This window comes from Novosphingobium sp. GW821-FHT09E05, from assembly GCF_059416165.1.
Genome location: NZ_JBWKOQ010000002.1, coordinates 421,341 through 434,493 on the forward strand (window position 1 = coordinate 421,341; position 13,153 = coordinate 434,493).

The window sequence follows — 13,153 nt, forward strand, 5'->3', positions numbered from 1 at the left end:
TATATGGCGATAACTGGAGACCCCCTTTTTTCTGCGGGAGGAGAGAACACTAAGAAGGATATGATGATGACCAGATCGTCGCGCCTGTGGGCAGGCTTGCTCGCCACATCCGCTCTCGTCTGCGCTTCGCCGGTGCTGGCTCAAGTGGCCGCTGACGCCGTGGGCCGGACCGTAGAGACGACTCATGCTCCGCGCTGGCCTGCCGGGCCTGAGGCGCCAAAAGGCGCGCCGAACGTGTTGGTGATCATGACCGACGATGTTGGCTACGGCGTCAGCAGTGCCTTCGGCGGTCCCGTCTCGACGCCGACGTTCGAAGGCCTGGCAAAACAGGGCCTTCGCTACAGCCGTTTCAATACCACTGCGCTGTGCTCACCCACCCGCGCATCGTTGCTGACCGGGCGCGAGCCCCACAACGTCAATATGGGCAACGTCACCAACCTGCCCACCGGCTATGACGGCTATACCACGGCTATTCCCAGGACCGCTGCGACGATCGCGCAGATGCTCAAGGCCGGGGGCTACAACACCGCCATGCTCGGAAAGAGTCACCTGACGCCCGAATGGGAGATGAGCCCCGCCGGCCCGTTCGACCGCTGGCCCACCGGCCTTGGCTTCCAGTATTTCTATGGTTTCCTGTCTGCAGATACGTCGCTCTGGAATCCAAACCTCGTTGAGAACGAAAAGGCGGTTGAGCAGCCCGAGGAGCGCGAATACCACTTCGAAAAGGACATCGCCGATCACGCCATCAGTTGGCTGCAGGCGCAGCGGGCCAGTGCGCCGGATAAGCCGTTCTTCATGTATTATGCACCCGGCGCCGCGCACACGCCGCATCAGGCACCGAGGGAATGGCTAGAGAAATTCAGGGGCAAGTTTGACCAGGGCTGGGACATGGTCCGGGAGGAGAGCTTCAAGCGCCAGAAGGCGATGGGCCTGATACCCAAGGATTCGGTTCTGTCGCCGCGCCCGGATTCACTGCCGGCTTGGGATACGCTCGATGCCGAGCACAAGAAGATTTCCGCACGGCTGATGGAAGCCTACGCCGCGACCGTCGCCTATTCCGACTTCCAGACCGGCCGGGTTATCCAGGGCCTTCGCGACAGCGGCCAGCTCGACAACACCATGATCGTCTTCATTGAGGGCGACAACGGATCGAGCGCGGAAGGCGGACTCGATGGCCTCGCTTTCGAACAATCGGCAATCACCGGTCACAAGGAGACATTCGCCGAACTCGCCTCGCACTACGACGATATCGGCGGGCCGAACGTCTACAACCACTTCCCGGCGCCTTGGGCCTGGGCGATGAATAGCCCCTATCCGTGGTGGAAGCAGATTGCCTCGCAGGCGGGTGGCACGCGCAACGGAATGGTTATTTCGTGGCCCGCGCGGATTAAGGACATGGGGACTTTTCGCACTCAGTATACCCACGTCAGCGATATCGCGCCCACCATTCTGGAAGCCACCGGGATCCAGGCGCCAGATACTTTTGAAGGCGTCAAGCAGCAGCCAATCGACGGCATCAGCCTGGCCTATAGCTTCACCGCGCCGAGGGCTCCCTCCCAACGACGCACGCAAGTTTTCGAGATGATGGAAAATTTTGGCATTTATCATGATGGTTGGATGGCCGGCACGCTGCCGAAGCGAATGGCTTGGGAAGTCGGTGTGGGCGAAGACCGGAAACTGAGCGTTGGGCCTGAGAATCGTAAGTGGACGCTATTCAACCTCGACAAGGACTTCACCACCGCGCACGATCTCGCTGCGAGCAATCCGGCCAAGCTCAAGGAAATGCAGGACCTATTCTGGAAGGAAGCGGCGGTCAACCACATCCTGCCGATCCATGATTACAGTGAAGGCTCGCAGGGCAGACCGACACTGGGCGGCAACCGCAGCCACTTCGTCTATCGCGCTCCGCTCAGCCACCTGAACGAAGATGCTGCACCGCACACCATAGGTAAATCGTTTACCATCGATGCAGACATCGATGTTGGTGCGAATGCCAAGGGCGTGCTGGTCACGCAGGGTGGCCGCTTCGGCGGCTACGCCTTCTACCTGAAGGATGGAAAGCCCGTGTTCCACTACAATGCTGTGGGCTCAGATCAGTTCACCATCCGAGGTACGAGTGCACTCGGCGCTGGTCGCCATAAGGTCACTGCGGCGTTCAAAGCGGACAAGGCGCGATTGGGCTCAGGCGGCACACTCACCATCAGCATAGATGGTAAGCCAGTGGGCAACGGACAGATCGGTCGTACCATTCGTGGCTGGATGTCGCACACCGAAGGCTTCGACGTGGGCATGGATACAATCACGCCGGTCAACACAGACTACACCGTAGCCGACAGTCGCTTCTCCGGCGCGATCCATCAGATTGACATCGATCTTGAGTGAGCGCGCGGCGCGACCAAAGCAGGTCTCACAGCCGCGCTGCTCCGGCTGGTTGTGCTGGCACTCGTCGGACCGCCGTTAGGTGGTTCATGATTACCCTTTTGGCGAGCGCCCGCACTCACCCGGCAGGAGCGATGTCCTGCCGGGATACCACATATGACGTATTCCGGTTCAAGCGCGCCAGCCGATGACCTTGGTTTCCAGATATTCCTCAAGACCCTCAACCCCCCATGCCCTGCCGACCCCGGAGTGCTTGTAGCCGCCGAAGGGCAGGTCGCCGTTGATTGGCGCGCCGCCGTTGACACTGATCGTACCGGAACGGATGCGGGTTGCGATCTTCATCGCGCGTTCGATATCCCCTGACCAGACACCACCTGAAAGCCCGTAGATGCTATCGTTGGCGATCCGGATGGCATCGTCTTCGTCATCGAACGGGATCACGACCAGCACAGGACCAAAGATTTCTTCTTGCGCGATGCGCATATCGTTGGTGACGTCGAAAAAACAGGTGGGCTCGATGAACCAACCGGTGCCTTTGTCGGGACGTAGTTCGCCGCCGGCTAGAAGCGTAGCGCCTTCGGCCTTGCCCAGCTCGATGTAGCTTTTAACCCGCTCCATCTGCTTTTTCGAGACGACCGGTCCCATCGAGCAGGTGGCGTCGTCGAAGTGCCCCCACTTGTCCGCGAAGCCATCGTAAGCGGCCTTCAGTGCTTCCTTGACTTCGTCATATCGGCTGCGCGGCACCAACAGGCGCGATTGCACGGCGCAGCCCTGGCCGGCGTGAAACACCAGGATCGACTGAGCGACGATGCGGGTGAAATCGGGAGTGTCCTCCATCACGATGTTGGCGGACTTGCCGCCAAGTTCCAGGAAGACGCGCTTCATGGTCTCGGCACCCTGGCGCATGATGTGCTTGCCGATCCCGGTCGAACCGGTGAAAGTGATGAGATCGACCCGGGGATCGGTTACCAGGAGCTCGCCGGCCTCAGCGGGATCGGCGGCGGTGATGACGTTGACGACACCCGCCGGAAATCCCGCTTCCGCTGCCAGTTCTCCGAAAATCGAACCCGCCAGGGGTGTGTCCGGCGCGGGTTTGAGGATGACCGTGCAACCGGCCAGCAGGGCGGAGACGACCTTCTCGGCGTTCACATAGAGCGGAAAGTTCCAGGGCGTGATCGCCCCTACGACGCCCACGGCTTCGTAGACTGCTTTGCGGCGCGTAACAAAGCCCATCGCCTCCTTGTCGCCGTAGTCCTTTTCCCACGCCAGCTTTGGGAAAACTGCCATGAGGTCGGCCCAGCTGTTCAGGCAGTTCGCGACCTGCGCGCGGTTCACCGCAACGAGCGGGGCTCCGACCTCGTGACGAGCGATGTCGATCAGGCGGTCGGTGTTGGCGACGAAGAGTTCGTGCAGCTTCTTCACCAGCGCGAAGCGCTTCTCATGGTTGGTCGACCAGTCGGTCGTGTCGAACGCGCGGCGGGCGGCGGCGATCGCAGCCTCGACATCGGCCGCGGAAGCATCGGCCGCCTTACCGACCGGTTCGCCGGTCCATGGACCGATATTGTCGTAAGTTCGACTGCCTTCTGCGGGGCGCATCGTGCCATCGACGTAGAGCAGGGCATCGGGGAGTACGCTCATCTCAGAAATCCTTCCGTTGGGCAAACCGAGCTTGATTCGCTCTTTGATAGTTTGTATATTCTCAATATGCAGAATATTGCAACATCAGGTATGACGCAGACGCAGCTCCGGTTCGTCGATGACCTGGCCGGCCTCCTGTCGGTCTGGAACATGCCGAACAACGCAGCTCGCCTTTATGGATATCTCCAGATCCGCGACGAGGCGGCAAGTATCGACGAAATCGCTCGCGACTTGGAAATGAGCCGCAGCAACGTTTTTAATGCGGCCAAGCTGTTGGAGCAGCACGGGAACGCGCGTCGGGTGGGAGAGCGCGGCTCCAAGCGCATCCGTTTCATCGCAGGGGATGATCCCGGGCTGCCGCTCCGGGCGCAGACTGAAACGCTCGGACGCACAGCAGCGCTTCTCGCGGTGAACAGCAAGACAATGGCGCCGGGGCCTTCTGCGGACCGCCTCGCCCGTCTCGCCCGGTTCCATGGCGACCTTAAGGTCGCGATGGAGAAAGTGATCTTTGCCGAGGCAGAGTCCGACGCAGCCTGAGTCAACGACAGCGGAAATGATAACGATCAAGTGGGAGTAGCTATGAGCAATGTCATGGATGGCGTCAGGGTCCTGGAAGTTGCCCAGTTCACGTTCGTGCCGGCGGCGGGCGGAATCTTGGCCGATTGGGGAGCAGACGTTATCAAGATCGAGCACCCGCTGCGGGGAGACACTCAGCGGGGATTCCTCAACATGGGCGGCGTCCAACTCGATCCGCTGCGGCACACGTTGATCGAGCATCCCAATCGCGGCAAGCGCAGCGTCGGGATCGACCTCGCTACCGCAGAAGGACAGGCCGTGCTTTACGAGCTGGCCAAGACCGCGGATATCTTCCTGACTAACTACCTTCCCCAGGTGCGCCAAAAGAACAAATTCGATGTCGAACACATTCGCGCGGCCAACCCGAACATCATTTATGCCCGCGGCAGCGCCTTCGGCGACAAGGGGCCGGAACGCGAAAAGGGCGGCTTCGACGGCACTGCCTTCTGGTCGCGAAGTGGTATAGCGGATGCGATGACCCCGCCGGAGCTTGACGGCCCATTGGGCCAGGCGATCCCCGCCTTCGGCGACTCCATCGGCGCCATGTTTATAGCGGGCGGCCTCTCTGCCGCGCTCTATCACCGCGAAAAGACGGGCGAAGCCAAGGTGATGGATGTTTCCCTACTGAGTTCGGCATGGTGGGCGTCGGGTGCACTGTTGGCGCAGATCATGGAAACCGGGGTGCCGATGAAGAACACCATGCCGGTCTCAGGCGGCTCCAAACGCAGCCCATTCAACGGCAATTACCGTACCTCGGACGGCGGCACGATAAATTTGTGCATCAACAGCCCGACCGGCCTGATCCGTGACACCTTCGAGCACCTAGGCCTGCCCGGCCTCGCTGAGGACCCGCGGTTTTGCGAGCCGGTCAAGCTGTTTGAGAATGCGGTCGCCGCCAGCGAATACATGGTTGAAGCTTTCGCAGCGAAGCCCTTTTCCTACTGGAAGCAGCACCTTAAAACGATGCGCGGGCAGTGGGCCCCTGTTCAGAGCTTCACCGATCTGCTCGAAGATGAGCAAGCGCTGGCCAACGACATGATCATCGAAGTGGATGGAGCGGACGGCGAACCATTGCGCCTCGTGCGGGGTCCGGTTCAGTGGGACGGTGAGCCTCTGGTGACCACAAGAGCACCGCAGGCGTCCGAGCACACTGAACTGGTCCTCATGGAACTAGGGCTCGAATGGGACCGGATTGAGCAGCTCAAGACATCAGGGGCCATTGCCTAGTCTTTGGCTAAAACGGACTCCTGACCCGGGAGAACATAGGTTTAACGAGAAGATCCGGGAAATCGTGCTCCTTGAAATGTATCATATGGCAATCGTAGGACGATAAGAGTTATGGGCATGAACAACGGCGATACAACGGTCGCCGTCTGCCCTGCATGCGAGGCTGCCCATGACGAATGCCGCCGACCCGATCCCCGACCGGCGGGTCCGCAAGACGCTGTTGGCCATCCGCGGCGCACTAGAAAATCTACTGCAGAACAACGCGATCGAGCAGATCACGGCCAAACAGATCTCCGCCGAGGCCGATATCGGCTACACGACTTTTTTTCGTCACTTTCCGACTAAGGAAGCGGCTCTCGCCGACCTCGCGGACCGCGAGGCGTCAGAGATGATCCAACAGTCTTTGCCATTGCTGCGGTCATCGGACAGTCTGACCGCCACCGTCAGGATGTGCCAGCATGTCGACAGCCGGCGCCGGGTCTGGTCGGCGCTGCTCCTCGGGGGTGCGGCACCGCTCTTACGCGAGCGGATGATCGTGCATACCACGGAGATGTCTGAGGACTGGCCACCAGCCCAGTCCTGGCTTCCGAGGGACACCGGGACAGCTTTGGTTATCGGGCTCGTTGTCGAGGTGTTAGGCTGGTGGCTCGCGCAGTCGCCTGAACTCTCGGCACATCAGGTCGCACATATCATGGATCGCCTGTTTATCGCTCAGGTGGTCGGAAGGTTGGAGTAAGCAACCTTACGCCTGCGGGGACCAGTTCTGCACGGCGTAATGTGCAGCGAAGACTGCCGCGAAAAACAACAACAGCCATCCGTCGCTCGTTCGGCGCACCCACGCCGGCGCCAGTCCCATTTCCATGAACTCGCGCATGATCACCCGCACCTTAAGCAATGCAATGAAGATCACCGCGGCCGAAATCGTCAGGTTCGGTTTCGTCGGGTGTCCGCCGCCCCCGGTGCCCAGCGACCAGGACAGCAAAGTGACCGAGACGATCAAAAGGAGCACGAGGCGCAGGCGTTTGCGGTTCGCGAGCATAGTTACCTCATAAGATAGAGCAAGGCGAAGATGACCACCCAGAGCAGGTCGATCATGTGCCAATAGGCAGCGCAGTTTTCCGTTACGATCTGGCTGCGCAGTTCGGGCGTTCTGAGATTGCGCACTAACACGCCCAGCACGATGAAGCCGCAGAGGACATGGAACAGGTGGATTGCCGTCAGGAAGTAGTAGAACATGAAGAAGCGGTTGGTGGTGAAGGTGTGGCCGGCCGCCATTCCATGTGACCATTCGAACAGCTTCGAGACAGCAAACACGGTTCCCAGTGCGATGGTCAACCAGGCGTTACGCGTTGCAGCATCGAACCGTCCTTCCCGAGCGGCGTTTACGCAGAGCGCGACCTGCCAAGAACTGACGAGCAGTATCAGTGTATTAAACATTCCCGCCGTCTGGTTGAGCTGAGCCTGCGATGTAAAGAACGTTGCCGGGTCAAGCGCGCGATAGACGAGGTAGAATACGAACCAACCGCCGAAGATGAACAGGTCTCCAATGATGTACACCCACATCGCGCCTTGCCCGATGGCGTGCGCCGGTTGACCCTCGCTTTGCTGCGGGGTGATCGTCATGACAGGTCTCCGCCTGCATGAGTTGAGGGTGCCAGATTAGAGCGAATCTTGTTGATCGCCTTATAGAAGACGACAAAATACATCATCTGCCAAGTACCGTAGACTACCATGTTCCAGTAGAAGGTGATCCCGCCGGTCCAGGTCATCGGCCCGTGTTGGAATATCCACGCAGGCGCTACCGTGAACTCGGTAGTCAGGTTCCAGATGCACGCAAAGCCGAACCACTTTGGCAAGATTTCATTGCGGTCGAGCAAGATAGCGACCACGAAGATAAATGAGCCGACGAAGAACACGCCCATCGTTCCCACGAACGTCAGGTTAGCAAATTCGTAGATGAATTGAAGCGCGCGTGGGTCACGGTCAGGCCTCAGCGCCAGGACCGAATAGGCGAAACCGTTGAGCATGGCGCCGGGCAAGGTACCTGCTGCCATCGTACCTAGATAGGCATAGGCCCAGGAACGATGCACCGTCATGTTCTTGATCAGAACCCAGATCAAGCCGATGTGCCAGCCCGGCAGACCGATCGTTAGGTAGAAAAGGATGTAGCCCACGCCTATTCCGCCATGCCGCAGGTCGAGCCACTGCCGGATCTCCTCGGCACCCCATGAGGGAGGGGGGGGCGGTTGCGTGCGCGCCAGCACGAAATAGGTGATCGTGAAAATTTGATAGAACACCGGCATCGACCACCAAACGATCCATAGTTCGATCTGGCGGTTGTGCTTCCAGTTCCAGGCCAACTTTCCAAATAGGCCGGTGCCGTGCGGCGGTGGAGTGGAGATCGAGGCGATCATCGCATGGCCTCCGTCGCCGAAATGCGATTCTCGTCCATGCGACCCAGCGTGCGCCAAGTCATCACAAACATCACTGCAGTCCAGGCTACATAAGTTGCGATGCGCACCCAAAATGACCAGATGCCGTCCCAAGCCAGCGGCCCTTCGAGCTTCACGGAGGCGAAGACCGCAGGCGCCAGCAGCACGACGGCGAGCAAATTGAACCACGCAACCCACCGCGGATAGATCGGGGTCGGTTGGCGGTCGAAGATAATGGCGAGGGCGAGCACTCCCGCCTGCGCCATCACGAAACTTACCGGAACGGTGAATGTCATCCAGGCCATATCATTGATGAGTTGGACGATGGCGGGATCGCGATCAGGTCGGAAGGCGGCGACTTGGAAGAACAAGATCGCGAGCGACATTATTGTGGCGGCCGATGTCGCGGTGCCCAGGAAACCATAAGCTAGGACTTCGCTGTTGTGGGCCATGCGTTTTATCTGGACGGTGATAAGCCCATAAAACGGTAGAAAACCGATGCCGAACCAGTTGAACAGGATCATGCCGTAACGGGTTCGGGCAAGGTTGTCAGGATCGGCATAGAATGCCGCGACCGCCTCGGCCGGAAGGCGAGGGGACATCGGCGGCGTGAATCCTGGAAAGGACAGGAAACACAAAAACCAGACTGCTGCCACCACCGGCGCGGTCCAGAGACAGATCCTTTGGCCTGCCGATCCCATCTCCATTCTCCCAATCCCAAGCCGTTATCTTTTATGAACCATTAGATCGTTTATGGAATTCCAATATCCATAACGCAACACAATGACAGCGGCTGTGGCGCGCACCATCGCCCCAGCGATCCCAATACGTTGGGGTAGATCGGAAGTCTTGCGACGGCGCCGAATGAGTGTTGCTACCAATTGGTCATGGGAAATCAGTAACGATTTGAAAAAACGCACCGCTTCTTCTGCTTCGCCCTGGCCCGGGGCAAGCATACGCTAACGGTCTGATGAACTTTCTTCGCACCATGGCGAGTGCGACTGGGACCGCCATTTCCTCGACGACGTTCAACGATAACGCGGCGGTAGTTCGCAACAAGGTGATGTCGAAACTCAACGGCGATGCGACCAGCGACGCATGTCAGGCGACCGGCTTTACGATCGTCATAGTCCGCCCTGACGATGGTTCGACCAAGGCATTTCGCTACCTGTCGCTATCGCGGCAGCCGTCTCGTGGCCACCGAAGAAGGGGCGCCGTAGGTGGCTGCGCTATTTGTATCCCAGCTGGCTCTATGGGGTGAACGGAGTGCTGGAGCAGGTGCGGACACCGACGATTTCCCGCAGGGAAATCCCTGAAGCAAGCTACGCCTCATGGCACTGTCATCTGAGAAGTGGACGGTGTGGTGTAGTATTCATTCGATAGGAACGCACAAAAGCTCCGCGGACAGCGCAAGAAATTCACCCAAGCTAACAGTATCTTCATGCGGCTGCTCAAATAGCGCCGCCAACTTGGCTGATTTGGCCGGTAACGGCTTAGTCTGCAGTATGGTGGTGGGTGATGAGAAGCTGACAGTCAGCAGCCCGTTGCAGTCACTGTGCGTGGCCAAGCCGGCGAACGCTCAGTGTCGGGTATTGGCAAAGAACCTGCCGCTCTAAACGTCGATAGGGAACGACGGCTTCGTCCCATGACAAGGCGTTCCGCTTCCGGCCGCACGCGACCAGCTTCCGCCGTTCCAGCGTGGATGCGCGAATGACTGCTCGCGCTGTAAAGAGCCATTCGCGAGTTTGACGGCTGCCGGGTTTTCGTTCCCGATCTGGACCGCAAGACAGTGCTCGGCTTCGGAATTTTCCAGGTGCCACTGTTCCACGCGGCGCGCGAACTGGCGGCGGGCGGACTGGTTGAGATATTGCAGGAGCATCGGCCGCCTTCGGTGCCGGTGTCTCTGCTTTATCCGCCCAGCCGCCAGTTCTCGCCGCGCGTCCGCGCGTTCATGGACTGCGCGGCTGGACGGTTCGCCCGATGGTCACGCCTCGGTCAATTCCTCGCTGAGCGCCCATAGACGCCGCGCCGCTTCGGGATCAATCGCATAGCCCAGCACCCCGCCCGGGCGCAACGAATCCGCCATGGTCGTCTCGACGCTGCCAGCCTCGGACACCTTGGCAATCTCGCAATTCTCGCAATAGACCCCGCCCATGCCGTCAAGCTGCGGACTGACGGCGCACCACAGGCTGGTCGCGGCCCCTTGCTCGGCCGACTTCAGGTTGCGGGCGGGATCGCGGATCGGATTGCCGGCGGCATCGAGCACCCCATGATCGATCAGCATTTGCCGGGGGATATGCTTTTCCAAGCCGGTGCCGGCAATCGAACCGGGATGCAGCGCGAATGCGCGGATGCCGTTCGCCCGCTCGCGCGCGTCGAGTTCGACCGCGAGCAAGATATTGGCGGTCTTCGACTGGCCATAGCCGAGCCAGGGATCATAGGCCCGGCGCGTGTAATCGAGATCATCGAAATGCACCGGCGAGTAGCGATGGCCGAAGGACGAGACCGAGACGACCCGCGCCTTGCCTGCCGCGCGCAATGCCGGGAGCAGCCGCTGGACGAGGCGGAAATGCCCGAGATGATTGGTCGCGAACTGCAGTTCGTGCCCGCGCGCATCGCGCTCGAGCGTCGGTACCGCCATGATCCCCGCACTGTTGACCAAGATGTCGAGCGGCAGTCCGGTGTCGAGGAACCGCTTGGCGAAAGCATCGATTGACTCGGGGTCGAGCAGGTCCATCGGCCAGATTTCCACGCCGCCCATGGTCGCGAGGCAGGCGCTGGCGCGATCAACATCGCGCGCCGGTACGATCACGCGCGCGCCGGCAGACAGCAGGGCGCGCACCGTCTCGGCGCCGATCCCCGAATAGCCGCCGGTCACGATCGCCACATGCCCGACCAGATCGATGCCGCGCAGGATATGGGCCGTGGTGGTGGCGGCCGAAAAGCCAGAGCCGATCGGGTGCTGGGGCGTGGTCATGGGGAACATCTCCTCGGAAAATATGCCCAAGGATAGGCTGGAGAAACGGAACTAAGAATACGTCCGAGTTCTCACTCCATTATCCATCGTTCAACACCATGCGTCGATAGTGGGTCGGCGCGACCCCGGCGACGCGCTTGAATGCGGTGCTGAACGCCGCTTCCGATCCATAGCCGACCGTCGGCGCGAGCGAGGCGATCGGCACGCCTGCGGCGAGACCGCGCCGCGCCACCCGCATCCGCCAGTCGGTAAGATAGGCCAACGGAGCCAGCCCGATCACCGCCTTGAACCGAACCGCGAAGGCGGTCCGCGACATGCCGGCGCGGCGCGCCAGTTCCTCGACGCTCCAGTCGCGCGCCGGCTCGGCATGGATCACCTTTAGAGCCGGCTCCAGCCGCAGGTCACCAAGCCCGCGCAGCCAGCCAGTGGCCTGCATGTCGGGTTCGGCGACATGCGCGCGAAGCACTTCGAGAAAAATGAGTTGGGCGATCGCCGCGCAGGCCTGATCCGAACCCATGTCCGGTTCGGTCTGCTCGCGCACGAAGGCATCGATCAGCCAGCCGAGGCGCCGGCTCTCCGCCCGCCCGGAAGGCAGATGGATTGCGGCGGGAAGGTGCGCGACCAGCATGTCGCCGCCAGCCAGGTCGAGGTCGATATGTCCCCCGAGAAAGAGCGAGAAAGAGGATGTCCTCGCCGCCAAGATCGACGATCTCCGGCACGCCTGCGTCGAACACCTCCAGGGCATTGCGCGGGGTGGTGTCGGCGTCGCTGGTGATGACGAAGCCTGCGCCGGCCTGCAGCAGGAAGACATCGCCTTCGCGCAGCGTGAACGGCGCGGCGATGCCATCCACCATCAGCAGGCTATTGCCCCGCGCCATGACGAAGAACTTGATCTTCTTCGGCGGTGGGAAGCGCAGTGCCCATCGACCGGCGGCCGTGAATCCACCCGCTGCCACCGCGCGGGCGTTCATCATCGAAAGGACGGAGGAGAAGGGATCGCTAGCCATGTCTGAACGATTGCACATATAACGCGGACGTTCAAATATTCATCGTTCCAAAGTTTGATTGCAAGGTGATTTCCACATTGCAGGAGGTTGTCATGACTCAATCAACAGGTGCGCCGCGCCGGGTGGCGATCGTAACCGGCGGATCGCGCGGGATCGGCAAAAGGATCGCCGAACGGCTGGCGGCGGAAGACTATGCCGTGGTCATCGGCTACCGGTCTGCGGCCGGGGATGCCGATGCCGCGGTCGCGACTATCGCGCGCGACGGCGGTACCGCTATAGCCGTTGCGGTGGACGTCGCCGACGATGCCGCCGTCGCGGGCCTGTTCGATGCGGCAGACTGCGCGTTCGGCGGCGTCGATGTCGTGGTGCATGCGGCAGCGATGATGATTACCCATCCGCTTGCCGATTTTCCGGTGGCCGATATTGATGCGATCCTGCGCACCAACCTGCTGGGCGCGTTCCTCGTCAACCGCCAGGCGATGACGCGCGTGCGCGAAGGCGGCGCGATCGTCAACCTGTCGAGCGCCGTCACGCGCGGCACCGCGCCGGGCTACAGCGTCTATACCGCCAGCAAGGCGGGGCTGGAGGCAATGGTGCGCACGCTCTCGCTCGAGCTGCGGGGTCGCGACGTCACGATCAACGCCGTAGCCCCCGGACCGACCGAGACGGAGATGCTGCGCAACGAATTCGCCAAGGCCGACGGCGACGCGCTCCGCCAGTTCATCGTTGGATCGACGCCGCTCGGCCGGATCGGCGAGCCCGACGATGTGGCGGACGTGGTGCTCGCGCTCGCCGGACCGCTACGCTGGATACATGGGCAGGTGATCCACGTTAGCGGAGGGATGGTGTGATCCGGCCGCTGGTTTGGGCGGGGGAGTCCCAATATAAGCACAACTTACAAAGGACATTAGCTGACG

The 13,153-nt window shown here is 60.8% G+C and carries 14 protein-coding genes and 1 pseudogene; 6 read left to right on the forward strand and 9 right to left on the reverse strand.

Annotated elements, in window-relative coordinates; translation table 11 throughout:
* Window positions 1-60 precede the first annotated feature (60 nt).
* Complete coding sequence (locus AC07M9_RS13840) at window positions 61-2,382, forward strand: arylsulfatase (RefSeq protein ID WP_494884332.1); 2,322 nt, start codon at window positions 61-63, stop codon at window positions 2,380-2,382.
* Window positions 2,383-2,550: 168 nt separating this feature from the next.
* Here the strand turns inward: AC07M9_RS13840 and AC07M9_RS13845 are convergent, their stop codons facing one another.
* Window positions 2,551-4,017 (reverse strand): aldehyde dehydrogenase family protein, encoded by a 1,467-nt coding sequence (locus tag AC07M9_RS13845; protein WP_494884333.1) that lies wholly within the window; start codon window positions 4,015-4,017, stop codon window positions 2,551-2,553.
* Between the two features lie 66 nt (window positions 4,018-4,083).
* On the opposite strand from AC07M9_RS13845, the gene AC07M9_RS13850 reads away from it, so the two are divergent.
* From AC07M9_RS13850 to AC07M9_RS13860, 3 genes are all read left to right on the forward strand, one after another.
* The gene (locus AC07M9_RS13850) at window positions 4,084-4,554 is read left to right on the forward strand and encodes a GbsR/MarR family transcriptional regulator (RefSeq protein ID WP_494884334.1); all 471 of its coding nucleotides are present in this window, start codon (window positions 4,084-4,086) and stop codon (window positions 4,552-4,554) included.
* Window positions 4,555-4,596: 42 nt separating this feature from the next.
* Window positions 4,597-5,820: a CaiB/BaiF CoA transferase family protein gene (locus tag AC07M9_RS13855; protein WP_494884335.1), complete on the forward strand. Its 1,224-nt coding sequence runs from the start codon at window positions 4,597-4,599 to the stop codon at window positions 5,818-5,820.
* 169 nt (window positions 5,821-5,989) lie between these two features.
* The gene (locus tag AC07M9_RS13860) at window positions 5,990-6,556 is read left to right on the forward strand and encodes a TetR/AcrR family transcriptional regulator (protein ID WP_494884336.1); all 567 of its coding nucleotides are present in this window, start codon (window positions 5,990-5,992) and stop codon (window positions 6,554-6,556) included.
* A 6-nt stretch (window positions 6,557-6,562) separates the two neighbouring features.
* On the opposite strand, the gene AC07M9_RS13865 is transcribed toward AC07M9_RS13860, so the two are convergent.
* The 5 genes from AC07M9_RS13865 to AC07M9_RS13885 all read right to left on the reverse strand — a co-directional run bounded on the left by AC07M9_RS13865 (window position 6,563) and on the right by AC07M9_RS13885 (window position 10,131).
* Window positions 6,563-6,859 (reverse strand): cytochrome C oxidase subunit IV family protein, encoded by a 297-nt coding sequence (locus AC07M9_RS13865; RefSeq protein ID WP_494884337.1) that lies wholly within the window; start codon window positions 6,857-6,859, stop codon window positions 6,563-6,565.
* Between the two features lie 2 nt (window positions 6,860-6,861).
* Entirely contained in the window at window positions 6,862-7,443 is a 582-nt protein-coding gene (locus AC07M9_RS13870) for a cytochrome c oxidase subunit 3 (RefSeq protein ID WP_494884338.1), read from the reverse strand.
* Window positions 7,440-8,234 carry a hypothetical protein gene (locus AC07M9_RS13875; RefSeq protein WP_494884339.1) on the reverse strand — a complete coding sequence of 265 codons (795 nt, stop codon included), beginning with the start codon at window positions 8,232-8,234 and terminating at the stop codon, window positions 7,440-7,442. Before AC07M9_RS13875 ends, AC07M9_RS13870 begins: the two co-directional genes overlap by 4 nt.
* Window positions 8,231-8,959 (reverse strand): hypothetical protein, encoded by a 729-nt coding sequence (locus tag AC07M9_RS13880; RefSeq protein WP_494884340.1) that lies wholly within the window; start codon window positions 8,957-8,959, stop codon window positions 8,231-8,233. Before AC07M9_RS13880 ends, AC07M9_RS13875 begins: the two co-directional genes overlap by 4 nt.
* Before the next feature lie 905 nt (window positions 8,960-9,864).
* The gene (locus AC07M9_RS13885; protein ID WP_494884531.1) at window positions 9,865-10,131 is read right to left on the reverse strand and encodes a hypothetical protein; all 267 of its coding nucleotides are present in this window, start codon (window positions 10,129-10,131) and stop codon (window positions 9,865-9,867) included.
* Here AC07M9_RS13885 and AC07M9_RS13890 point away from each other — a divergent pair.
* Window positions 10,066-10,272: a LysR substrate-binding domain-containing protein gene (locus AC07M9_RS13890; RefSeq protein WP_494884525.1), complete on the forward strand. Its 207-nt coding sequence runs from the start codon at window positions 10,066-10,068 to the stop codon at window positions 10,270-10,272. The genes AC07M9_RS13885 and AC07M9_RS13890 overlap by 66 nt on opposite strands.
* On the opposite strand, the gene AC07M9_RS13895 is transcribed toward AC07M9_RS13890, so the two are convergent.
* The 3 genes and pseudogenes from AC07M9_RS13895 to AC07M9_RS13905 form a co-directional block, all read right to left on the reverse strand.
* Entirely contained in the window at window positions 10,237-11,229 is a 993-nt protein-coding gene (locus AC07M9_RS13895; RefSeq protein WP_494884341.1) for an oxidoreductase, read from the reverse strand. The two genes, AC07M9_RS13890 and AC07M9_RS13895, sit on opposite strands and share 36 nt — an antisense overlap.
* 79 nt (window positions 11,230-11,308) lie before the next feature.
* Window positions 11,309-11,746 (reverse strand): helix-turn-helix transcriptional regulator, encoded by a 438-nt coding sequence (locus AC07M9_RS13900; RefSeq protein WP_494884526.1) that lies wholly within the window; start codon window positions 11,744-11,746, stop codon window positions 11,309-11,311.
* Window positions 11,735-12,254: pseudogene (locus AC07M9_RS13905) on the reverse strand (cupin domain-containing protein); the annotation flags it as partial. The gene AC07M9_RS13900 and the pseudogene AC07M9_RS13905, both read right to left, overlap by 12 nt.
* 74 nt (window positions 12,255-12,328) lie before the next feature.
* On the opposite strand from AC07M9_RS13905, the gene AC07M9_RS13910 reads away from it, so the two are divergent.
* On the forward strand, window positions 12,329-13,087 hold the full coding sequence (locus tag AC07M9_RS13910; protein WP_494884342.1) for an SDR family oxidoreductase: 759 nt from the start codon (window positions 12,329-12,331) through the stop codon (window positions 13,085-13,087).
* The last annotated feature ends 66 nt before the right edge of the window (window positions 13,088-13,153 follow it).